The sequence below is a fragment of the Sphingobacterium detergens genome (genome assembly GCF_003610355.1).
Classification (GTDB): domain Bacteria; phylum Bacteroidota; class Bacteroidia; order Sphingobacteriales; family Sphingobacteriaceae; genus Sphingobacterium; species Sphingobacterium detergens.
In genome coordinates, this window is the sequence record NZ_RAPY01000008.1 from 130,273 (window position 1) to 153,695 (window position 23,423).

At 35.6% G+C, this 23,423-nt stretch carries 19 protein-coding genes, 1 other RNA gene and 1 pseudogene; 15 read left to right on the top strand and 6 right to left on the bottom strand.

The window, feature by feature from the left end:
- Positions 1–53: 53 nt before the first annotated feature.
- Both lepA and DFQ12_RS26460 read right to left on the bottom strand, forming a co-directional pair.
- Positions 54–1,844 (bottom strand): translation elongation factor 4, encoded by a 1,791-nt coding sequence (lepA, locus tag DFQ12_RS26455; protein ID WP_120262021.1) that lies wholly within the window; start codon positions 1,842–1,844, stop codon positions 54–56.
- 148 nt (positions 1,845–1,992) lie between these two features.
- Positions 1,993–2,982 (bottom strand): cation diffusion facilitator family transporter, encoded by a 990-nt coding sequence (locus DFQ12_RS26460; RefSeq protein ID WP_120262022.1) that lies wholly within the window; start codon positions 2,980–2,982, stop codon positions 1,993–1,995.
- Positions 2,983–3,194: 212 nt separating this feature from the next.
- Here DFQ12_RS26460 and DFQ12_RS26465 point away from each other — a divergent pair, with 212 nt between their 5' ends.
- Complete coding sequence (locus DFQ12_RS26465) at positions 3,195–4,400, top strand: pyridoxal phosphate-dependent aminotransferase (protein WP_244211858.1); 1,206 nt, start codon at positions 3,195–3,197, stop codon at positions 4,398–4,400.
- Positions 4,401–4,518: 118 nt separating this feature from the next.
- Here DFQ12_RS26465 and DFQ12_RS26470 read toward each other — a convergent pair whose 3' ends face one another.
- Positions 4,519–5,046, bottom strand: a complete 528-nt coding sequence (locus DFQ12_RS26470) for a hypothetical protein (protein WP_120262024.1) — start codon at positions 5,044–5,046, stop codon at positions 4,519–4,521.
- A gap of 95 nt (positions 5,047–5,141) precedes the next feature.
- Between DFQ12_RS26470 and DFQ12_RS26475 the strand changes: the two genes are divergently transcribed.
- The 4 genes from DFQ12_RS26475 to ssrA all read left to right on the top strand — a co-directional run bounded on the left by DFQ12_RS26475 (position 5,142) and on the right by ssrA (position 8,809).
- The gene (locus DFQ12_RS26475; RefSeq protein WP_120262025.1) at positions 5,142–7,172 is read left to right on the top strand and encodes a M3 family metallopeptidase; all 2,031 of its coding nucleotides are present in this window, start codon (positions 5,142–5,144) and stop codon (positions 7,170–7,172) included.
- A gap of 140 nt (positions 7,173–7,312) precedes the next feature.
- Positions 7,313–7,570: a transposase gene (locus tag DFQ12_RS28700; protein ID WP_120262026.1), complete on the top strand. Its 258-nt coding sequence runs from the start codon at positions 7,313–7,315 to the stop codon at positions 7,568–7,570.
- Between the two features lie 189 nt (positions 7,571–7,759).
- Complete coding sequence (locus tag DFQ12_RS26485; RefSeq protein ID WP_120262027.1) at positions 7,760–8,242, top strand: hypothetical protein; 483 nt, start codon at positions 7,760–7,762, stop codon at positions 8,240–8,242.
- A gap of 199 nt (positions 8,243–8,441) precedes the next feature.
- Positions 8,442–8,809: a transfer-messenger RNA gene (ssrA, locus tag DFQ12_RS26490) on the top strand.
- Between the two features lie 14 nt (positions 8,810–8,823).
- Here the strand turns inward: ssrA and DFQ12_RS26495 are convergent.
- The 3 genes and pseudogenes from DFQ12_RS26495 to DFQ12_RS26500 form a co-directional block, all read right to left on the bottom strand.
- On the bottom strand, positions 8,824–9,906 hold the full coding sequence (locus DFQ12_RS26495) for a recombinase family protein (protein ID WP_279634439.1): 1,083 nt from the start codon (positions 9,904–9,906) through the stop codon (positions 8,824–8,826).
- Positions 9,889–10,176, bottom strand: a pseudogene (locus tag DFQ12_RS28555) (recombinase family protein); the annotation flags it as partial. The gene DFQ12_RS26495 and the pseudogene DFQ12_RS28555, both read right to left, overlap by 18 nt.
- A gap of 115 nt (positions 10,177–10,291) precedes the next feature.
- Complete coding sequence (locus DFQ12_RS26500) at positions 10,292–10,480, bottom strand: hypothetical protein (RefSeq protein WP_120262029.1); 189 nt, start codon at positions 10,478–10,480, stop codon at positions 10,292–10,294.
- Between the two features lie 334 nt (positions 10,481–10,814).
- Here DFQ12_RS26500 and DFQ12_RS26505 point away from each other — a divergent pair, with 334 nt between their 5' ends.
- From DFQ12_RS26505 to DFQ12_RS28245, 10 genes are all read left to right on the top strand, one after another.
- Complete coding sequence (locus DFQ12_RS26505) at positions 10,815–11,186, top strand: helix-turn-helix domain-containing protein (RefSeq protein WP_120262030.1); 372 nt, start codon at positions 10,815–10,817, stop codon at positions 11,184–11,186.
- Positions 11,170–14,205 (top strand): efflux RND transporter permease subunit, encoded by a 3,036-nt coding sequence (locus tag DFQ12_RS26510; protein ID WP_120262031.1) that lies wholly within the window; start codon positions 11,170–11,172, stop codon positions 14,203–14,205. The genes DFQ12_RS26505 and DFQ12_RS26510 overlap by 17 nt, the downstream gene beginning before the upstream one ends.
- A 169-nt stretch (positions 14,206–14,374) precedes the next feature.
- Complete coding sequence (locus DFQ12_RS26515; protein WP_120262032.1) at positions 14,375–14,602, top strand: hypothetical protein; 228 nt, start codon at positions 14,375–14,377, stop codon at positions 14,600–14,602.
- Between the two features lie 89 nt (positions 14,603–14,691).
- Complete coding sequence (locus DFQ12_RS26520; RefSeq protein ID WP_120262033.1) at positions 14,692–15,924, top strand: DUF4221 family protein; 1,233 nt, start codon at positions 14,692–14,694, stop codon at positions 15,922–15,924.
- A complete protein-coding gene (locus DFQ12_RS26525) occupies positions 15,911–16,345 on the top strand; it encodes a hypothetical protein (protein WP_120262034.1) in 435 nt (144 codons plus the stop codon). Before DFQ12_RS26520 ends, DFQ12_RS26525 begins: the two co-directional genes overlap by 14 nt.
- Positions 16,345–17,403, top strand: coding sequence for an efflux RND transporter periplasmic adaptor subunit (locus DFQ12_RS26530; protein WP_120262035.1), 1,059 nt, complete (start codon positions 16,345–16,347; stop codon positions 17,401–17,403). The genes DFQ12_RS26525 and DFQ12_RS26530 overlap by 1 nt, the downstream gene beginning before the upstream one ends.
- A 9-nt stretch (positions 17,404–17,412) precedes the next feature.
- Complete coding sequence (locus DFQ12_RS26535) at positions 17,413–20,454, top strand: efflux RND transporter permease subunit (RefSeq protein WP_120262036.1); 3,042 nt, start codon at positions 17,413–17,415, stop codon at positions 20,452–20,454.
- Positions 20,451–21,869 (top strand): TolC family protein, encoded by a 1,419-nt coding sequence (locus DFQ12_RS26540; protein ID WP_120262037.1) that lies wholly within the window; start codon positions 20,451–20,453, stop codon positions 21,867–21,869. Before DFQ12_RS26535 ends, DFQ12_RS26540 begins: the two co-directional genes overlap by 4 nt.
- A gap of 4 nt (positions 21,870–21,873) precedes the next feature.
- The gene (locus DFQ12_RS26545; RefSeq protein ID WP_120262038.1) at positions 21,874–22,803 is read left to right on the top strand and encodes a class I SAM-dependent methyltransferase; all 930 of its coding nucleotides are present in this window, start codon (positions 21,874–21,876) and stop codon (positions 22,801–22,803) included.
- A gap of 460 nt (positions 22,804–23,263) precedes the next feature.
- On the top strand, positions 23,264–23,416 hold the full coding sequence (locus DFQ12_RS28245; protein WP_167457361.1) for a hypothetical protein: 153 nt from the start codon (positions 23,264–23,266) through the stop codon (positions 23,414–23,416).
- Positions 23,417–23,423 lie beyond the last annotated feature (7 nt).

A 23,423-nucleotide genomic window follows, 5' to 3' on the forward strand; every position in this document is an offset into this window, starting at 1 on the left:
TGTATTTAAAAGGAGCCCAAGAGCTCCTTTATTTTATATAATTTAAAATATTATTAATCCAATTTCAATACCGCCATAAATGCAGATTGCGGAATTTCTACGTTCCCAACCTGACGCATGCGTTTTTTACCTTTTTTCTGTTTTTCCAACAATTTACGTTTACGCGAGATATCACCACCATAACATTTTGCAGTTACATCCTTACGCAAAGCAGAGATCGTTTCACGTGCGATGATCTTCGCCCCGATAGAAGCCTGGATACGGATCTCAAATTGCTGGCGAGGTAGAAGTTCTTTCAGTTTCTCACAGATTTTCTTACCAAAATCATAGGCATTGCTTCGGTGAATCAATGAAGACAAAGCATCCACAGGTTCATCGTTCAATCGGATATCCAATTTAACCAAATCCGAAGTACGGTAACCGATCTGATGATAGTCAAATGAAGCGTAACCTTTGGAAATAGTTTTCAACTTGTCATAGAAGTCAAATACAATCTCACCCATTGGCATCTCAAAAACCAACTCCACACGATCCGAAGTCAGGTAATGCTGATTCATGATTGTACCGCGTTTTTGAATACACAAAGACATGATCGGTCCCACGAAATCCGATTTCGTAATAATATTAGCTTTGATATAAGGTTCTTCAATCGAATCCAATTTACTTGGATCAGGCAAGTCTGAGGGATTATGTACAATCACTTCTTCCTTATCCTTTGTCATATAGGCTTTATAAGATACGTTGGGCACGGTAGTAATTACCGTCATATCAAACTCTCTTTCCAAGCGTTCCTGAATAATCTCCATGTGGAGCATACCCAAGAAACCACAACGGAAACCAAAACCTAAAGCTGCTGAAGACTCCGGTTCGAACACCAAAGAAGCATCATTCAATTGCAGACGGTGCATTGATTCACGCAATTCCTCGTAGTCTTCGGTATCCACAGGATAGATACCAGCAAAGACCATTGGTTTCACCTCTTCAAATCCTTGGATTGCCGCACCGCAAGGGCGGTCTTTATGGGTAATGGTATCCCCCACTTTCACTTCACGAGCTTCCTTGATACCAGAAATAATATAACCTACATCCCCAGTCTTGATGACTTCTTTTGGCACTTGATTGAGCTTCAACGTACCGATCTCATCTGCAAAATACTCTTTGCCAGTCGCAACGAATTTTACTCTGTCCCCTTTGCGGATCTCGCCATTTTCAACTTTGAAATAGGCCATGATACCGCGGAATGAGTTGAATACAGAGTCGAAAATCAAGGCCTGTAGTGGTGCATCAGCATCACCTACAGGATGTGGAATCCGTGCAACGATCGCTTCCAGGATATCTGGAACCCCAAGACCGGTCTTTCCAGAAGCAGGAATAATTGCATCGCGCTCACCACCGATCAAATCGACGATTTGATCTTTTACCTCTTCAGGCATCGCCCCCGGAAGATCCATCTTATTTAAGATCGGGATAATTTCCAAGTCATGCTCTAAAGCCAAATATAAGTTTGAGATTGTTTGTGCTTGAATCCCCTGTGATGCATCCACAATTAACAAGGCCCCTTCACAGGCAGCGATAGAACGGGATACTTCATATGAAAAGTCAACGTGTCCAGGAGTATCAATCAGGTTCAAGATATATTCCTGACCATCTTTTTTATAATTCATTTGGATGGCGTGACTCTTGATCGTAATACCACGTTCACGTTCCAAATCCATATTATCAAGTAATTGTGCCTGTGCTTCGCGTTGACTGATGGTATTGGTATACTCTAAAAGGCGATCTGCCAAAGTACTTTTGCCATGGTCAATATGCGCAATAATACAGAAATTACGAATGTGCTTCATATAGGATTTTTAAACTCTTTTGCTAAAAGGCAAAGATACCTTTTTTTATACATATTTATAGAATCAAGTATATTTTTCGTTTATGGGATAAGGTAGGACGAAAAGATTTGCTATAGACATGAGCCACAAGCAAAAAGCATTTTCATTTTTAGTCGGCTATCGCGTAGGAAAAATGCTTTTGGTTGCGGGTCACCTTATCCATATCCCAGGCGATCTTACCTTTAAATTGTTCTGAACGTATTGGACAGTCCGTCACCTGGCAATAACGGCAACATTGTGGGAGACAAGGATCCGCATGTACAAAAAACTCGGTGCGAACAGACATTTCCTTATTGACAATCTTATCGACAGCCGAAATTTCATCGTGTACCTTCACTAAATCAAGGTAACGGGGCAAAGTAAGGTGGCAATCCACATGCAGTTCGTTGCCATAGCGCTGCACCCGAAGATTATGCACATCAATCCACTCCGCTTTACGGTTACGTTCCAAAATAGCCACCACATCCTGCACAAGCTCGGTATCCGATTCATCCATCAGGCCACCGATAGACTGCCGCAGCAATTTGTAGCCATTGAATAAGATAAAAAGTCCCAATATAATGGAGATTACCACGTCGATCCATTGGAATCCCGTAAGCTTCATCAGAAGTAAACCCAATATCAAGCCGATTGTACTGTAGGCATCCACCTGCAGGTGTTTGCCATCCGCCACCAAGGTAATAGACCCCAAGGCACGCCCTCTTTTCATGATATAAAGTCCCACAGCAAAATTGATCAGCGAGGTAATTCCGATCAAATAGATCCCTTGTTCGAGATGCGTAATTTCTGCCGGGAAAAAGATATTGTAACAGGCTTTTGCCAAAATAATCGCACCAGCGATAAAGATCAGCCCGCCCTCAAGGAAAACAGAGAAAAACTCAACTTTACCATGTCCATAAGGATGGTTTTCATCTTTAGGTTGTGCAGCAAGGTAGATGCTATAAAATGCGAAACCTGAGGCCACAACATTGACGATACTCTCGGCAGCATCTGTAAAGATGGCGCTGGAATCTGTTAAAAAATAGGCAACAAACTTAATGATCATTAAGCCTATTCCCGTAAACAGCGATAATAAAACCAATCTTGTTTGTCTCGACATGACCTGTATTTTGTAGGACAAAGGTAAAGATATAACGCCAAATCAAATTGATTAGTTTTACACATCAACAGCACAAAGATGTCAATATTTGTAGGCTAAATCGCTTCAAGCGCTTTTTGTTACCAAAGCACCAATAAAAACAGCCCTTTTCTTTGTAAATTTTCAAAAATAAAGACAATTATTTGCGACGTATATAATATCTTTGTCTTACCATGAGCACATCATCATACTTATCAGACAGGATAAATAATTTGTCCGAATCGGCTACACTTAAAATGACCAAGTTGGGCCGCGAATTAGCAGCAAAAGGCGTTAATGTAATTAGCCTTAGCGTAGGTGAACCTGATTTTAACACGCCTGAACATGTAAAAGATGCAGCAAAGAAGGCCCTGGATGAAAACTGGACACGTTATTCGCCAGTACCCGGTTACCCTGAATTGCGTCAGGCGATTGTGAATAAATTGAAGACAGAGAATAATCTGGACTATGATATTTCGCAGATCGTTGTTTCAACAGGAGCAAAACAATCCCTGTCTAATGTGATCTTAACATTGATCAATCCAGGTGATGAAGTAGTTATTCCTACACCATATTGGGTATCCTACTCAGAGATGGTTGTTTTAGCAGAAGGAAAATCAGTATTTATCAATACCGAGATCGAAAATAACTTTAAGATTACACCAGCACAATTGGAAGCGGCTATTACGCCAAAAACCAAACTGTTTATGTTCTCTTCACCAAACAATCCAACTGGAACAGTTTATAGTAAAGATGAACTAGCTGCATTGGCTCAAGTTTTCGAGAAGCATCCACAGATATTCATTCTATCTGATGAGATCTATGAGCACATCAACTTTGTGGACAAACACGAATCCATTGCACAGTTTGACAGCATCAAAGACCGTGTTATTATCATCAATGGTTTCTCAAAAGCATTTGCAATGACAGGCTGGCGTTTGGGTTATATTGCAGCCAACAAAACTATCGCGGCAGCAAATGATAAATTGCAGGGCCAGACAACTTCAGGTACTTGCTCGATTTCACAACGTGCAGGTATTGTTGCATACGAACAAGGATTAGAGTCAGTCAACAAGATGAAAGAAGCCTTTGCGCGTCGTCGTCAATTGGTATTTGATCTATTGAGTGATATCCCAGGAGTACGCACTAATCTTCCAGAAGGTGCTTTCTATTTCTTCCCTGAAATTTCATCCTTCTTTGGCAAAAAAGACCAAGATGGCAATATCATCAAAAATTCATCTGATCTAGCTTTATATTTATTGAATGTTGGTCACGTCGCAACCGTAGGCGGTGACTCTTTTGGTAATGACAACTACATTCGTTTATCTTATGCTGCTTCTGACGAAAGTCTGATCGAAGCATTAAAGCGAATCAAAGAAGCATTAGGCAAATTAGCATAATCAATACACCCTATACTGAATGGGCTATCCAAGAAAATTGGATAGCCCATTTTTTTATCAATCCCAGCTGTATCAATCCCGCTGTATTTTCCACAACGGTATATTCAAATAGGTCCTTTTATTTGATATGCTCCATCACCTCAATGAATTTCTTTCCCTTATTCTTCGGATCAAAAAGCATTTTTTCTACCTTATCCAGCTCAAGAGCCTCGAGATGACTAGGTAACAGACTCTCTTTCATCAACTTCAACAATTGATCCCAGTCCGCACGATTGATCTTATGATGGATCAATTGCATCATCTGGACGGCATTGCGGTATTCCTTGCTCGTTTTCAGTTCCTCCACCATATCCATCCAGTCACCATAAGTGAAAAGCCTATTTTTTACCTTTTGCAATTGTAAGGCTTGCATCTTGACCATATCATAGCCAAGCAGCATCTCCGTGACAGAATCAATCTCCATACAGCTAGCGATTTTAGCATAATCTTTTGGGAACTCCACCCGTGCATCGTCATCCAGAAGCTTACAGAACGCTGGTACCTCCTTTTTCAGGGAATCACAGTTCTGCTGTGCATGTAGCTCCATGGTCATGATCAGGACTAGTCCGATCGCTAACATCCGCAGATAAATAGATTTCAATTTCATGCTTCAAAGATACCCATTTTTGGGAAATATCATCCATAGCACATAATTCACAATGATTTTGGCGCTTCAGCCAAATATTTATTACATTTACCTTTATGAGTATTTTAACAGAAAAATTCAAAACGAAGCACGATACGGCTCCGTTTTCACAGATAAAAAACGAAGATTATATCCCTGCATTTGATGCAGCAATTCAAAAGACAAAAGATGAGGTTGACGCCATTGTCAACAATCCTGAAGCAGCTACATTTGACAATACCATTGCAGCGATGTCCTATTCCGGACAGACCTTAGACAGGTTGTCCAGTATCTTTTTCAACCTCCATTCTGCGGAGACCAATGATGAACTCGAAAAGATAGCACAGGATGTCGCCCCTAAATTATCCGCTTTAGGCAATGACATTACGCTAAACTTTGACTTGTTCAAACGCGTAAAAGCGGTTTACGATCAGAAAGATCAACTGTCACTTACCACAGAACAAACAACGTTATTGGAAAAATCCTACAAAGATTTTGTCCGCAATGGCGCGCTGTTGAACGATGAGCAGAAAGAACAGTTGCGTGCAATTGATGCCGAACTATCGCTTTTAAAATTAAAATTCGGTGAGAATGTTCTTGCTGAGACCAACGCCTACCAGCTGCTGGTTAGCGAAGAAAAAGATCTGGCGGGACTTCCAGAGGGAGCCATTGAGGCAGCCCAGGCATTAGCTAAAGCCAACGAAAAAGAGGGCTGGTTATTTACCTTGGATTTCCCAAGTTATCTGCCCTTCGTCACTTATGCCGATAACCGCGAATTGCGTCGGGAGATCACCCTGGCAGCGGGGCGCAAGGCCTTTCAGGACAATGAGTACAACAACGTTCAAAATGTATTGAAAATCGTAAAACTACGTTTTGAACGCGCCAAATTATTAGGTTATGCAACCCATGCAGATTTTGTGTTAGCTGAGCGCATGGCACAAAACCCAACAAAAGTAACCGAGTTTCTGAACGATCTGCTTGGAAAGGCAAAACCGGCAGCACAACATGAGTTTGCTGAATTAGGTGCCTTCGCTAAGAAACTGGACGGTATCGAACAGCTTGAGAAATGGGATGGCGCTTACTATGCGGAGAAACTAAAACAGGAACGTTTTAATCTGGATGATGAAAAGCTGAAACCTTATTTTAAGCTCGAAAATGTGTTGCATGGTGCATTTGAGGTTGCCCACCGACTATTTGGTATCAATTTCAAAGAAGTCAACGACATTGAAACCTATCACGAAGAAGTTCAGACTTTTGAAGTCACCAAAGATAATGGTGAATTGGTAGCGATCTTCTATGCCGATTTCTTTCCACGTAAAGGGAAACGAAATGGTGCCTGGATGACATCCTTCAAGCCACAGTATGTGCAAGATGGTAAACAAGAACGTCCGCATGTATCTATCGTATGCAATTTCACACGTCCAACAGCGACTAAACCTTCCCTATTAACCTTTCAGGAAGTAACAACCCTATTTCACGAATTCGGTCATGCCCTACATGGCATGCTTGCAGATACGATCTATCCAACCTTATCTGGTACCTCAGTCTATTGGGATTTTGTTGAGTTACCAAGTCAGGTAATGGAAAACTGGTGTTACGAAAAAGAAGCCTTGGAACTGTTTGCCAAACATTATGAAACCGGAGAAGTGATTCCAATGGAACTGGTGGAAAAAATCCGTGAGAGCGCATCTTTTCTGGAAGGAATGGCCACGATGCGCCAACTAAGCTTTGGCCTGTTGGATATGGGTTGGCATGGACAAGACCCAAGTGCCATTGCTGATCTGAAAGCATTCGAAGATGAACAATTCGCATCCACCAAGTTATACCCTGATGTGAAAGAGAATGCGATGAGCACAGCCTTTTCCCATATTTTTAATGGCGGTTACTCATCAGGCTACTACAGCTACAAATGGGCTGAAGTACTGGATGCAGATACTTTTGATTATTTCAAACAAAATGGCATTTTCAATGCCGATATTGCCCATAAATTTCAGGACAATATCTTATCCAAAGGGGGTACAGAACATCCAATGGTGCTCTATAAGCGATTTAGAGGACAGGAACCGTCTGTTGAGCCTCTACTCAAACGAGCAGGATTACTTAAATAAAAGGCAGTATCAAAAGTCAATCTTTGTGATTGACGGCAATGATATTTTTACGAATCCGTCCAATGATTAAATAAGGTCCAAGTTCGATTCCGAATTTAGACGTGCCCCAAAAAGTTAGACACTTATTTTGGGGCATTTCTATGAGCAAAAAACAGAAATATGATTTGGAGTTTAGGTTACGCTTAGTAACTATTATTCTACAAGGTAAAGAGAGCATTTGCAGCCTTGCAAAAAACGAAGGGTTAAGTAAATCCAATTTACAATATTGGCTTAGGCTTTATGAATACTATGGTGAACAAGGATTGCATGGAGTGGCAAAAAAGTCATTCACGGAAGAAGAAAAAGTCCATATAATTCAAGAATATCAGACAATATTGAACCCTATTTCCGAATTCTAGTCCAGCTAAATGGCAAACTACACAAATCTGCTCCAATACCACCTACCTTATTTTTAAAACATCCCTTTCCACCTCAATAATGCGATTGACGTAACTGACTACAACAAATCATAAAGAATTTAATATATTCACCATTTATTAATTCTTCAAAAAGATAGAAATTAGGATCAATCCAAACAGCCCCATAGCATGAGTGAAATCAACTTTTTATTACGCGATAAAAACCGGCGCAAATTTTTCTTCAAATGCATTTTAATCGGTCTCCCCATATTGATCGGCCTGGCATTATTGATCAATTATATGGAAGATAGTTCAGCTGCCAAAGGTACTCCGAACGACAAAGGTGGGATGGACTATTACTTTAGGGATGCCGTTATCGAAACCGCTCCGGATGTACTTTGCAAACTGATTCCAATGTATCCCAATGGTAAAATCACCTATTACAACTTTTCCACCGATCAAACGGATAATCCAGCTGGAGACCTATTTCTGTTTACAGCCGATTCCTTTGAAAAGGTGAAAGCATTCTATCAGGAAAAAGGAAAGATAGTTGATGATGGGACAGATACATTTGTCTGTGATATTGGTGGAAAGAAAATAACCTTAAGCAAATTCACAACCAAAGAAGACGACCCAGTTCAGGGTGAAAATAAGATCAATATTTCATTTTAAATTTTGCGGCAGCGGGCCCCATTACTTCGAAATTTATCATTAATCAACAATTAAGTTTGAAGCCCAAGCGCAGTTCGTTATTCGTGCTACAGTTTGAGCACATGACACCTTGCCGCTATTTATAACAGGGTACTCCCCAAATAAAAGCTGTCTGTGTTGATTTATCATCAAAAAAGCTGTATCTTTGTAAAACATAATTGGGGTTGACCGGAATTGACAGGATGGAGACGGTTATGTAAGCATGTAGTGCGTTGTTAGTAGAGCACTTTAATCGGAACTTTCAGAATTACAACTGGCGAAGAAAACTACGCCTTAGCTGCTTAAGTTAGACTTAACATAGCTATTTGTCCCGTTAGATCCTGTTCTTTGGTTTAACATTCGGGGCATCGAACGATAGAACTGGCAAGTGTGATGTTGCTAAGCACTTGTGAGAAACAGCAACTACGGCGTACGGTATAGGTAAGCGACTCACCTTCCCTCGCTCGACAATCAAAGAGAAGCTAAACATGTAGAAAGCGTATACAGTACCATGACTGGACGAGAGTTCGAATCTCTCCAGCTCCACTTGACGGGATAATTTTTCAATTATCCCGTTTTTTTGTATAATACAAATAACCCATTTCTCTCATTTTCAATTCATTACGAACAAAAGTCCCCATAATATACGGAGTTCGATAGATACCGTTTTCATAGTATAAAAAGTCACCGAACACCATTTTAATGAGTTCCTGCTTTTCTATTGTGTTAGCTTCTGTATAGACGTAATTTAGGTCTGAAAGATAAAATAATTGATCTCTTAACAATGAATATGTCTTATCTCCATTATGTCTTAACTTATCTATTTGTTCTTTAAGAGATTCTTTTTTTATAGTCAACTCATTATGCCATCTTTCATATGTATCGTGTTGAATCCGATTTGTAATCCATTTTTCTTCGATTGACATAAGTTTTTCGCCAGTCTGCTCGTATTCTATTTGGCGTTGTTTTAATAATGTTTTATGTTCTCTTAAAGTTATATCCATCTCGATCTCACTCTTCTCCTTTATACTGGATATTAATTTTTCAGGAAGACTCATTAATTCTAAAGCGCCGGATAATTGTCTGTGAGCTCTCTCAGCATTTATATTATTATGTGAACTAGCAATACTACATTTATAGTAATAATAGTATGTTCCCATTTTACCTTTGCTTGCTGCACCTGTTAATAGTTTTCCACAATGGCAGCGTAAAGCACCACGTAACGGAATCTGGTCGTCATAAATTTTCCTTTCTTTATTACCTCTTTTTATTTTTTCATTTACTAATTTCCAAGTCGTTGCTTCAATAATTGGTTCGTGATTTTTTAAAGGGAATAATCCACCTGGATTTTGTTTCCATGCTTTGACTTGGTGAAAGCCATAATACAAAGGATTTGTCAGTATTCTTTCAACGGCAGTAGTTGCCGTGCGATTTAATCCCATTTCTAAAGCCTTTTCCTTTATTTTGTATAAAGCAACTCCAGCTATATAAGCATCATAAATATATCTAACGACAATTGCTTCACTTTCATCAACTACTAGACGACGTTCCCCATTATTACCCTCCTTTTTATAACCGAATGGAGCCCGCCCGCCTTGAATCCAAAGACCTTTAACTGCTTTGGCTGTATAGATTCCTGCATTTATATCATTCTGTCTTTTTATACTTTCAGAATTGCCCATTAAAAATTCAAGCCCCATTATAAAGAATGAATTATGATCCATACAATCATAAATTGATCCTCTACTAGCGCTTACAATTCTAACATCGTAAAGCGATTGAATCTTGGTAACCATATTAATAGCGTCACCTGTAATTCTACTAAATCTTGTTAATTCAGCTACAACCAAGTAATCAATTTGATCATGGTTCTTTTTGATAAAGTCAAAAAGAACCTTAATATCTGGCCTGTCAAAGTTTCGTGCAGAGTGTCATTCGTCGATAAATGTATCCACTATTTCCACACCACTATTATTCATCCATTGACTTGTTATCAAATCCTAACGTTCGATACTATGTAAACTTTGACCATCACTGCTGTATCTTAAATAGCGTATACCCTTTTTCATTAGCCTCCTTTATTGCTTTGTTAACCAAAATTTTAACAATTAAATTTACTAATTTTTCATCATTTTTTATTTTTAGGTCTGCTATAGAATTGTCTTTTTTATCCACTTTATCAAGATTGCTGCTATCTTTTAAAACTATATTTTTTGACATAACTGATATTATATTAAATCCATTTTTTTTTATAGAAACTCTTTCCCACCCAACTTAAGTAGAGGCTTGAATAACACATATCACTGTAAACCTAATTTTTCAATATTATTATTTTTAGTAATTGAACAATTTCAAATTGCCCATTTTTAGAATCTAAAATCATAAAAAAGTAGTCTAAATATTAGTGGGTAAATAATTATTGTCTTTGAGTTTTGACAAGCTGTAAATAATATATTAGTAAACTAAGTGTTCGTATTGGTCAAACTTGAGTTTGTCGAGAATTTTTGATTAATAAAGGCTTCAATTGTATCTTTTAGCATTCAATCAGTAGCTCATGAAGAAACCAAATAAAAAAATAGAGTGTTCAAAGCTAGTAATCGGGTCGGTACTAAAAAAACATAGAATACAACATGGTTATACACAAAATGAAATAGCTGATTTAATACATGTCTCTAGGCCGTGTTATTCGTCATGGGAAAATGATTACCATGAAATACCATTATCCAAATTACTTCAACTCGCAGAATGCTATAATTTGGAATTAATGTCATTTATTGCGGAAATCATACAAGAAGATTCAAGCATTCATGATAATCAGGAAAATATAATTGCTAAACAAATAACGAATCTAAATTCGGACATAAATCAAATGAAGGAATTGTTAGGTGAGATCCTAATTAAACAAAACGATGGTTACTTCATTTAGATTAATCATAATCTTTTTTATTCTAGGTTTCATAAGTATATTTTCTAAAAGAAACTTAAATTTTCAATTGAACCAAAACTCAGCGGAAAGCTCGTTAGAGATATCCTTTTCTACCTTTAAAACAACACCTGAAGAAACCGAACAATATGTTACCTCAAAAATTGAAAACGCTTTATCTAGAATAGATAATATCAAAACAATTAGCTCCTTTTCAACCGAGGACAATGGCTCTATAAAAGTTTCTTTTAATACCACCTCCAGCCTATCGCAAAAAAGATTCGATATACTATTAAATCTAAGGCAAGTTTTTGAAGACTTACCCCCCGGAACAACTTTTCCGATCATATCACAAATAGGACAAGGATCAGAAAAACAACCTTTAATATCATATTCCATAGCCGGAATAAGCAATTCAGAGATCAATTCTATAAAAACAATTTTTGAAAAAATATTTAGAAACAATGATATCCCAGCTACATTGGAAGTTACTGGAGGAAGCAGAAAGATTATTCAAATTGAATATGATAAAAATCGAATGTTTTCAAGAAAGATTGCTATTAGTGATGTAATCACTTCCCTTCAAGGTCTTACAAACGAAAATTATCTTGGAAATGTAACTGATCATGGCATGAATTATTTTGTTAGACTAGCGTCACACTCAGTGGGCACCTCAGCATTAGAAGAGATCGTTTTAAAAAATACTCCCTTAGTCAAATTACGGGACATTACCACTATTTCTGAAACTTATGAGAAAAATGATTTTTCATATCGTATCAATGGAAAAAACACAGCATTGATCCATATTTATGAGGATCAATCAGAAAATGTTTTAACGACCTATTCGAAAATTTCCGAAGTTTTGGATAAGATCAAAAAAGAACTTCCAGAAGGAAGTGAATTAAGGTTAGAACAGGATAATTCCAAACATTTAAGGAAACTCGTCAGAATAGCTATGATAAATGGCGCAATTACTCTTTTACTTATTGCTTTGGTATTACTATTATTTAAGAACTGGAAATACCTCCTAATTGTAATTACAACCATAATAATAAATTTCTGCATATTAGTTCTAATTTATTCTTTATTTAAGATTCCAATTGACTTAATTACATTAAATAGTATCTCCTTCATTTTATCACTTTTATGTTTTAACCTACTAATTGCGTTGGGACAATTTGATAAAATAGGCAAAAAACGAATACAGCAATCCCAAATAATTATATTTCTTATTGCTGCTTCTATTTATATGGCGATAGAATTTTTAGATTATCAAGATCTTCATCAACTTCAATCCATTCTAAAATTTTCAATAATTGTAATTGCAGTGGGAACAATTCCCAATTTCCTTTTTGCTAACAGTTTACACAATTTGCTAACAAAAAATTCGAACAGACAAAAGAGCAGCAAAAATCTGACAGTTTTTACGAATGTTAAAATAATAAAGTTCAGATATATTATTTTATTTCTTGTTCTTTCCTTTACAGGAATACCTCTCTTTATGCTTCCTTCCAAAATAGAGGGCAACAACACTTACAATAAAATTTTTGGAACACCCTTTTTACAGGATAAGATTATTCCGGTATCCAGTTTAGCACTTGGAGGTATGTGGAGATTATTCCATGAAAATATTTATGTAAATACAGATTTTGAAGATTCGCAAGAAACTTCTTTGAATATTTATGCTGAACAGCCAATTGGCGCAACAGCAGAACAAATGAAAAGCTCACTGGAATACTTAGAAAAATTTCTTTCAGACACCGAATATATAGAACTATATGTCTCACAGGTTTTTTCTGGACAACGAGGAACTATTCGAGTCAAATTTTTAAATGATATACCTATTCATTACCCTGAAAAATTGAGGCAACAGTTAATCAATGCATCTCAAAACTTAGGTGGTGTTGGTTGGACGTTTTTTGGTATTGGCAAAGGGTTTAGTAATAAAATGACTAAGGAACATCCTAGTTTCCAATTAAAAATAAGTGGATATAATTTTGCCAAATTAAAAGAAATAGGTGAATTTGTTAAAACAGAGATTTCCAAAAATGATAGAATCAATAGTGCCACATTAGCTTCTGACAACCAATTTATTTCAGATAATAATCATGAATACAAAATGTCTGTAAATGACAGACAACTGGCACAGTTAGAATTGGATGATAAGAATGTTAAATCGGAACTTATCCTGAACAATTCGGAAATCATGGATAAGAAAATGTTTGTTAATATATACAACGAAAATATTCCAATAAAAATAACTGCAAAAAATCAAGATAATCTGACGATTAATGAATTTTTAACCCACCCTATTAGACTTGAAGATCGTTATATCAAGCCAAATTCGTTAACGACCTTCCTAAAAGCAGACAGAGTAGAATCAATCGTCCGGGAGAACAGGCAATATATTCAGATATTAAATTTAAAATATGTAGGATCTCTCGAAACGGGATACAAATATCTTTTAGAAGAAACAGAAAGAATAAATAAAAATCTTCCAGAAGGTTACTTAATCAATGTCTTAAGCGATCATGAAAGTTCGAAACCTCTGACGACAAAATTGCTAATATTTCTTTCTACAACATCCTTTATCTTTATCCTATTAACAATTCGATTGAATAGTTTTAGAAAAGCAGGCTTGGTTTTCCTTATGGTTTACATATCTCTTTCGGCCATCTTTGCAACCTTTTATATTGGTGATTTTAAATTTGATGAAGGGGGGCAGGCCTCTTTTATATTTACCATAATAATTGGATTTTGTTATCTTCTTTATTTTTGGGAAGATTTAGGTGTAGTAGTAAAAATAGGAGGTAGCAGAATCCATCTCCGCCAGAACATTAAATTAATAAGCCTATCCTTTCTTATTGTGAATATTGGAAATCTTACTTACCTAATCACTCAATTTAATGATCCTTTTTGGTCAGCTTTTTCCATCGGAATTTTAGCATCATCCATTGCAATTGTTTTTATTACCACATTCGTAATTCCATTATTTTCAGTAAATAAGGAGACACTTAAATAATGATTTTTAAATTTCCCCGTGATTGGTAAAAATGAAAAACTTACTATCAGAATGTCAAAAATGCAATCAAAACCCTGAATGTCTTTTAATTAAATTTGATAGAACAGTAATCAATTACGGGGAAGCCTAAACCCATAATCGTAGGCATTATTTCATTAATTCATTTAACATGAAAAAATCAATTAAAAAAGTAGCAGCATTTGCTTTGTTGCTTGGTGGTATTGCAGGTTCAGCTTCTGCGCACATCGCCGTTGGGACTTATTGTTTAAGTCTTGCCTCAGGACCATCAATTGGTAAATGTGTAAGTGCCACGTATGGAGTGGAGTGTAACCGCTACGCTACATCGGGATCAGATTGTGCTGGTAACAGAACGGTAATTGACAACATTGGTGGTTAATTGCCTTAGAGAACTGTTCAATTGAGAACAGTTCTCTTTATTAAAATCTCAAAAATCTAAAAATCAGTTATTTTTAAAATCTCCAATAAATGAGTGATAGACTTATCAATTCTCTGCGGTTACTTTTACTTTCCAGTACGATATATGGGTGTTCAGGATCTGGTGATAATCCCGTCGAATATAAAGATGAAAACGCCAAATCTTATAAAAAGAGCGCTACGCTAGAATTTACAGATTCTTATCTATTACCCGTAGATGAAAATACAGATAGCAAGATCTACGGTATTGATATTTTTAAGGATAAAAATGACAACACTAAGACGATTTCATTTCTGAATCCTTCCTCAAAGTCTATTCTATTATTCGATTTTGATAAGAAAGCAATTATTAAGAAAGTTCCCTTATTTCAGGAAGGTAGGAATAATACAGGAGCAATCAATCTTCCTTCGATGCATAAAGTTATCTCGAAGGATTCAATTCTCTTTTTTAATATGGATTACCTAAATGTATTGAATACAAATGGGGATCTTTTGGATCGTGTTCAATTAGTCACTGAAAATTCAATAGTTGATAGCAGTCCAAAACCTAATCCAAGCACCAATTCGCCAATTATATATAAGGATGGAACTGCCTATTTATTGTGCGCATATAACGTATATTATTCTCCTCAGAACGAAATCAAGGATCTGCTAAAGGTCAATCTAGCCAATAAAGAAATAGAACCATTATTCAATAGGATCAATTTATATAACTATGGATTTTGGGGCCATAACATGAACCTTTATTACTTATATGGAACCCAGAACTCCAAAGAAAACAGCTTAATAATGGGTTATGCAGCTGATCCCCATTTATATACATTCAATTTGAATGACGAAAAAGTGACACCTAGTCAATTTATCGGAAGCGAGAACTTCAAAAGTATTGATCCATTTTTATCTAACAAAAATGATAAAACTCTAAATCCTAGTCATGATGACATGGCTAAGTCAGCAGAATTTGAACTGACCAATCCTTCTTATTATTCAGTTTTTTATGATGACATAAATGACGTGTATGTTCGTTTAGCTTATCTACCAAGGACGAAATCAGAATATAGAGATCCATTAACCCGCTATAAATTTAAATATAGCGCAATAATCATGGACAATAACTTCAATAAAATTGGAGAAACAATTTTACCGGACGCAACGGAATTGGATTACAGAATGATATTTTTTGATAATGGATATATGTATGTATTCAATAAAAAGAAATATAACGAAGATAACAATAACCTATATTTTGATAGATATAAACTGAAAAAAGATGCGAATATTTAAAATAACAGCTTTACTCTTATTATTTGCTTCTTGTTCCGAAGGCAACAAAAATAGCGGGTTGTATAAGAACGCCTTAAATCAAAACCACATCGAGAATCAAAAATATGTAGTGGTAGTCCCTGGCGCAGGGTGCGGCGGATGTATATCTAATGCAACTTATTTTTTAGTGAATAACTATAGTAAAATAAAAGATAGTGTTACCATAGTATTTACAGGAGTAATGGACAAAAAACTTCTAAAAAATGAAGTCGGAGAAGAATTTCTAAAAAATTCTAATGTTAAGATTGATCAGGATAATTATTTCTTGGCACCGGAAATTGTCTCCAACTATCCGCAAGTTATTTCTTTCAAGGGAAATGATGGAGAAATTGGTGAGATTCAAAATTTTGATGATAATACGTATAATTCCATTATTCAATAATGAACAGGAGGATAGCATATTTTCTTTTTGCTTCAATCCTATTTTCTTGTTCTGGAACGCAAGAATCTGAGGTAAAAACGGCCAAATCCACTAATTCCGAAAAATCGGATAAGAATATAGTAGTACATGCTAAAAAAGTAGATGAATCCGATCTTTCATTTTCAATCTATTCGAATGGTAAAATAGTTTCTAAAAATAATTATACCATTTATTCGCCAATAGATGGTATAGTTCTGAGGTCTGAATTAAAGAATGGAAAACATGTGCAGGAAAATAGCCTGCTTTTGCAATTAAGAAATGACGAACTGGACTACAGCCTACGTAAAACAAAAGCCTCCTTATTTAATAACAGTTTAACGTATAAAAGTGATTCAATAAGCCAGAGCAGATTAAACAGCATAGATGGGCGACAGTTTACTGACACGGTATTGAAACGGCTCGAAATCGAATCTGGAGTCGCAATTTCTCAAATCGAACTTGATGAATTGAAATCAAAGCAAAAGAAACTAACGATCGTTTCCCCAGTTACCGGAACTATCTATGATACCAAAATAGGAAATAAAAGTGTAATCAAAGAGGGAGACGAATTATTCAAGATCTATTCAACGTCCAATCTAAAATGTTCTTTTAGAATCATGGAAAGTGAAATCAAATTGATAAAAATCGGAGATAATATTAAAATTGTCCCACAAGCATTCAACGGTACTTTTCAGGCCAAGATCTCAGAAATTAATCCCATAGTTGACGAGAATGGTACCATTGAAATTATTGCAGATATACTAAATCCAAATCGCCTTTATCTCGGAATGAATGTAGATGTTGAGGTTTTAGTCAATCCTCAAAGGAGTTTATGGGTTCCTAAAAATGCGTTGGTAAAAAGGTCAGGAAAGGATATTGTATTTACTTATGAATCTGGAAAAGCAATATGGAATGAGGTAAAGATCGGTGTAGTCAATGGCGATCAAGTGGAAATCAAAAATGGTCTCTTACCGGGAAGTTCCGTAATTGTCTCCAATAACAATTATCTTTCCCATAATTCTAATGTGGTACTAAATTAAGGCTACATTATGATGAAGTTTCTTTTGCATAAATCACTGGCCGTATACCTTATTTTTTTAATTGCAGTTGTATGGGGTGGCTTTTGTTTTTTCAACATTCCCGTCTCTTTGCTACCTAATATTGAGAAACCTGCCATCCAGATAAAAATAAACTATCCAAACCATGCAGCACAGTCGGTTGAATCCAACGTTACAAAAATTATCAGGGAAGGGATCAGTTCTGTAGGATCAATCAAATCCATAGAGAGCGAATCATATAGTCACTTTGCATTAGTAAACTTATCGTATGAATTCGGAACAAATATGAGTGATGAATTTATTAAACTAAATGAACGTATTGACCAGTTGCTTCCTGATCTTCCAAGCGATTTTATTAGACCACAACTAATTAAACAAAATGTTTCAGATGTTCCGATAGTAAATCTACAGATCACACCACAAGTAGGTATTGACCTTTTGGAAGCATCTGATATCACACTTCAACTTATCAAAAGAAGGATAGAAAAAATAGAAGGCGTTTCCCTAGTTGATATCAATGGTTTAAAGACTAGAAGTGTCAGAATAATTCTGGATAAAACAAAGATCAGATATTTAGGACTCGAAGAACAAAAGATAAGAGAAACGGTTCAGACAAGCGGCTCTTCTTCTGGTGCTTTAACAGTAAAAGACGGCAACTACTCCTATCTGGTCAAGATGGCAAATAATATAAGTGACATTGACCATTTAAAGGATATCTCCATTCGGCTCGAAAATAATCGTGTTATTTCATTGAGAGATATTGCAAAAATTGAATCGGTAGCGGACCAGGAAGTTGGCAAGCATTTGTTCAATAATGATGAGGCAATTGTATTAGCGATCCACAAACAGGCAAATGCTCGAATGAATGAGGTAATACAGTCCGTCCATGATGAATTGGATTTAATCAGGAAGGATTATAACAAGCTAAATTTTGATCTCACTCAGGATCAGACCTATCTCCTAAATGCAGGAATAGAAAACTTGACACAGGACCTTATTTATGGAGGCATTTTATGTGTATTGCTTCTTTTTCTATTTGTCAATAACATATCGTCTCCTGTTTTGATGGGTATAAGTATTCCTATATCATTATTGCTGACTTTTATCTGTTTCTATTATTTCAAAATATCATTCAATATCATTTCGCTATCAGGACTTGCCTTGGGTATTGGAATGCTAATCGACAACTCTATTGTTGTTATTGATAGTATTTCAAGAAATTATCTGGATTTTGATCTTGAAGAAGCTTGTATTAAAGGTGCTGGAGAAGTATTCGTCCCTGTTCTGAGTCAAGTTTTAAGTACAATTGTCATCTATGCCCCACTTATTTATTTAAGTGGAATAGCTGGAGAGCTGATTTATGACCAAGCAATCGCATTGACCATTTCCTTGTTTGTTTCGCTGTTTGTAGCGTTTATTCTAACGCCTGTCTTATTTTATAGTTTTAATGCAAGAAGTAAAAAGCGAATTAAATCTGGGCAGGAAACCTTTGTATTTAAGTTTATCATGAGATTTTATGATGTTTTATTCGAAGTGATATTTAGAAACAGGAGGAAATTCGTTTTAGGAATTTTAATATTGATTCCATTAGGATATCTAATAGCAGTCCGTATTCCGATACGGATCATGCCACAATTTGAAGAGAACGAAACGTCTGTCAATATAGATTGGAACGAACCGGTAGGGATACAAGAAAATGAAAATAGAATAAACGAACTCTCAAAATTACTGCATGGCGTTGTTCATTGGGAAGCCGACATAGGTATAAGCGACTTTATGATAGATATAAAAAGGCGCAATATCAATAGTTCGGATATTTACTATAAATGTACAGACACCAAATCAAAAAATGTATTGGACAAAAAACTGTCAACATATTTCAACGAAAACTATCCAAATGCCTTTATAAAAATTTCAGGCGCTAAAAATGCCTTTACACATTTGTTTGAAAACGATGAACCGCAAATGGAAATTCGGTTTCGACAGGATGCTTTTTTAGATAGTGGAGATAGCGAAAATAACGTCCAGCTTGTTAAAAATGCCTTACCTGAATTGAAATGGGAAAACTCCAGCAATCTATCAAAAGTTACGAATGTGGATCTACATCTTAATGAAAGAAAATTAAGTAGCTATCAGCTGGAAAAAAGTGATGTGATCCATCAATTAAAATCAATCTTTAATGACAGCGAAAAAATTAAATTTACAGGAAACGGTGATGTCTTCACTTCTCAAATCGTCGATACAGCATCCTTAATCCAGAAATTTAAAATATCTTATCTAAAGAATAGCAACGATGGATACTTTCAGTTGCAAAACTTTGTATCATATGACTATTCAGATGAAGATCAATCCATTTCGGCAGATAAATTCGGATACTATAAATCAATATTCATAAATGAGAAGCCAAAAGGGTTTAATATTGATAAGATTCAAAAACAATTAAATGAACTGATTGAGTCAAAAAACTTAAATGCGTCCCTTACCGGAGCATTCAAAGCTGAGAAAGAGATCAAAAAAGATCTGTTCATTGTTGTTATATTATCCCTAATTCTTCTTTTTGCCCTGCTGGCCATACAATTTGATAATTTCTTACATCCATTTGTTGTTATGTCATCATTGCCTTGCGCACTGTTTGGTTCATTCTTTACACTTTGGATTATGGGTGGAGAATTTGATATAATGGCCGGTATAGGAATTATAGTCGTTCTAGGTATAATAGTAGATGACCCTACTTTAAAGGTTGAAACGGTCAATAGGTTAATAAAGGAAGCAAAAACCCAAGGCAGAAACATTGATAGGGAGAATCTCATTTCACTTTTACATGATGCAGGGAGAATTTGTTTAAAACCTTTAATCATGGTTTCCCTCACCACTACATTAGCATTAGTACCCGTTTATTTTTCACATGGTATTGGAAATGATATCCAGCGAAATTTTGTAAGCGTCGTTGTTGGGGGTTTAAGCCTGGGAACGATTCTTTCATTCTGTTTTATACCATTGGTTTATTATGCAGTAACAAAGAAAAATTTATGAAGCTACTGAAATACATTATTATATTTTCTTTTTGCTCGGCAACTAACGGATATTGTCAGAGCTCGGCAAATGATTATACGCTAGAGAATATCATCGAAATTGCAAAATCTGAATCAATTGCCAATAAAATCTCGGTGGCACATCATCAAAGAAATATTGCTCAATATAATAGTTACAAAAAGCTCTTTTTACCGGAAATCAGCTTTACATCTAATATATTGGATTATAGCAAAGATTACTTTAGTGTAATACAACCATCCGGAACTATCTCATTTCAATCAAGGTCGCAAAATTATTCCACTTTAGGATTGGCAATTACACAGATTGTTCCCCAAACCGGAGGAACTGTTTCAGTGTCCTCCAATCTTACACGGTTTGATGATTTTATATTAAAAGAGAAGCAATATAATGGTATTCCCATAAATTTATCTATTCGGCAACCCATTAATGCTTATAATGAATACAAATGGTTAAATATAATTGAACCGATAAGACTTGAAAATACAAAGAGAAGAAGTGTAGCGGAACTAGCGCAAATATCGTTATTAACAACAAAGTTATACTTCAATGTAATTGAGGGTAAATCTTCATTCGATCTTTCAGAAGAAGCGTACAAAACTTTTCAACGATTATTAAATGAAGAGAAAGAGAAAGTGAAAATCGGGACTACATCTCTCAACAAATATTCCCAGATTGAGATTCAGATGCTAGATGCCGAGAAGTTAAGAAATGCGGCATTGGAAGATCTTAATAATTCCATTGTCGAACTATCCGATTATATTGGCATTCACATTTCAAAAGACAATGAACTTCGCTTACCTTCCCAATTACCTGAAATTAAAATTGACAATATAGACCTAGTATCCAACATGGAAAAAAACATGGCTGAGTATACTGAATTTAAAATTAAAGCTCTTGAAGCTCAAAGAGATTTGGAAAAAGTAAAAAAAGAAAGATATAAGATAAATGTTGGACTTTCGGTCGGATATAATTCTACCGATAATCATTTAGGCAATGTATATAGTCGGGCGAATCCAAGACAGAGCGCTACCTTATCCTTAAATTTTCCGATTCTCGATTGGGGAAGATTAAAAGAGACCGCTAAAGCTGCTGAATATAATTTAAAGGAGGTGGAATTAGCTATTGAAAGCGACAAAAAAATAATCCTCCAAAATATGCGGCGCGCAGTTAATGGTATTGAATATAGTTTAAAAGATATTGAAATTTCAAGGAAGATGCTAGAAATTGCCAAACAACGATACTCTTTACTGATCGACCAATTCTCAACAGGAAAAATTACCGTTACAGATCTGATAAACTCCCAACAGGAAAATAATGTAGCAAATCAGTCTTATATAAGATCATTAAGGAAATATTGGGAGAATTATTACGAGCTAACCGTTTTTGTAAAATAACATTATGGAAAATACAGACAACAATACCGAATCATTTCAAGAAGACAGTTATAATAGACATTCCAATTGGTATACAAATCTCTTCCCCGAAAAAGAACAGAAGATAGCTTTGTTAAATGGGATAAAGACATATAAAGGAACAATAAACCATTGGTTACAGAATCAGTTTTTTGAATGTGTCAAACCCATTACAAAATATAAGAATGCATCCTGGTTGACCGTAGGTGATGCTTACGGGCATGATGCTAACTATTTAATCGAGAATGGTGTCCAAAATGTAATTGCCTCTGATATAAGTGATGAATTTCTTGCCGTATCTAAGGAGGTTGGCATTGTTGAGCAATACTCCGCTGAAAATGCAGAAAATCTCTCATTCGAAAATAATAGCATAGACTATATTTTATGTAAGGAAACCTATCATCATTTTCCAAGGCCCTATGCTGCTCTTTATGAAATGATCCGAGTTGCAAAAAAGGGAATTGTTATTATCGAACCGCAAGATCCGATCATGAAAATGCCATTCTTGTTATTTATGAACAATGTTTTAGAGAAGATAAAATATGGTTTAGTAAATAAGATATGGAAGAACCGCTTTTCTTATGAAGCTGTGGGAAATTTCGTATATAAGGTTTCCGAAAGGGAAATGGAAAAGTTTGCAGCCGGTATTAATTTACCCATGATAGCGATCAAAAATTTCAATCCAAACTTCTGGTTCCCTGGAAGTGAAAAAATTCCCGCAGTAAAGTCTGAGAAAAAGTTTAGAAAAATTCTATTCAAAAAAGGTCTTAGGGATTTTTTATCAAATTTTGGCATAGTACCAAGTCAGTCTTTAAGTATTATTATATTTAAAACCCTTCCCGAAATCGAGTTACAAAAATTATTAAAGAAGGATGGATACAAATTAATTGAAATCCCTAGAAACCCATACTTATAAATTGAAGTAGTCAAGACTTAATGTGACAGTTGCAATAAATTAACAACTGAAAAATAGATTAGAATTATGACTAGGTCTATAAATACAGAAAACTGTCAAATTCATATTTTTAGAGATCGACATTTATTTCCCCATTTTATATAACATTTATGATTCGTGCCATACCATTTCGAACAACCTAGTTTTTTGGTCACTACGATCCATAGTCAATTATTATAAGACTTAAAGAGCGACGGACCAATTTTTCTCGTCAAACTCAATTTTCACCCATCCCAACCAACAGAATTACCCGACAAACTAAAAACAAGCACAAAAAATATCGTTAAAACGCTTTAAATAAAGAAATAGGGTAAAATCGACCGTTCATATTGGTCAAACACGAGTTTGACGAGATTATTTTTTTTGAGTTGAAAGGAGATAGATTTTAGTGAAAAGTATTAGTCACTAAATATTAAAAATTATGGAACTATCTAATTCAGAAATTGAACAATTTTTAAAGATCGAAAAGCAAATTATCGGGAGTGCCGATTATTCAAATAATGCCGGTAAGGGAATATTTGATGAGACTGAAGCAACTGACACTTCAATCACAATGACAACAACCTATTCATAAACCGATT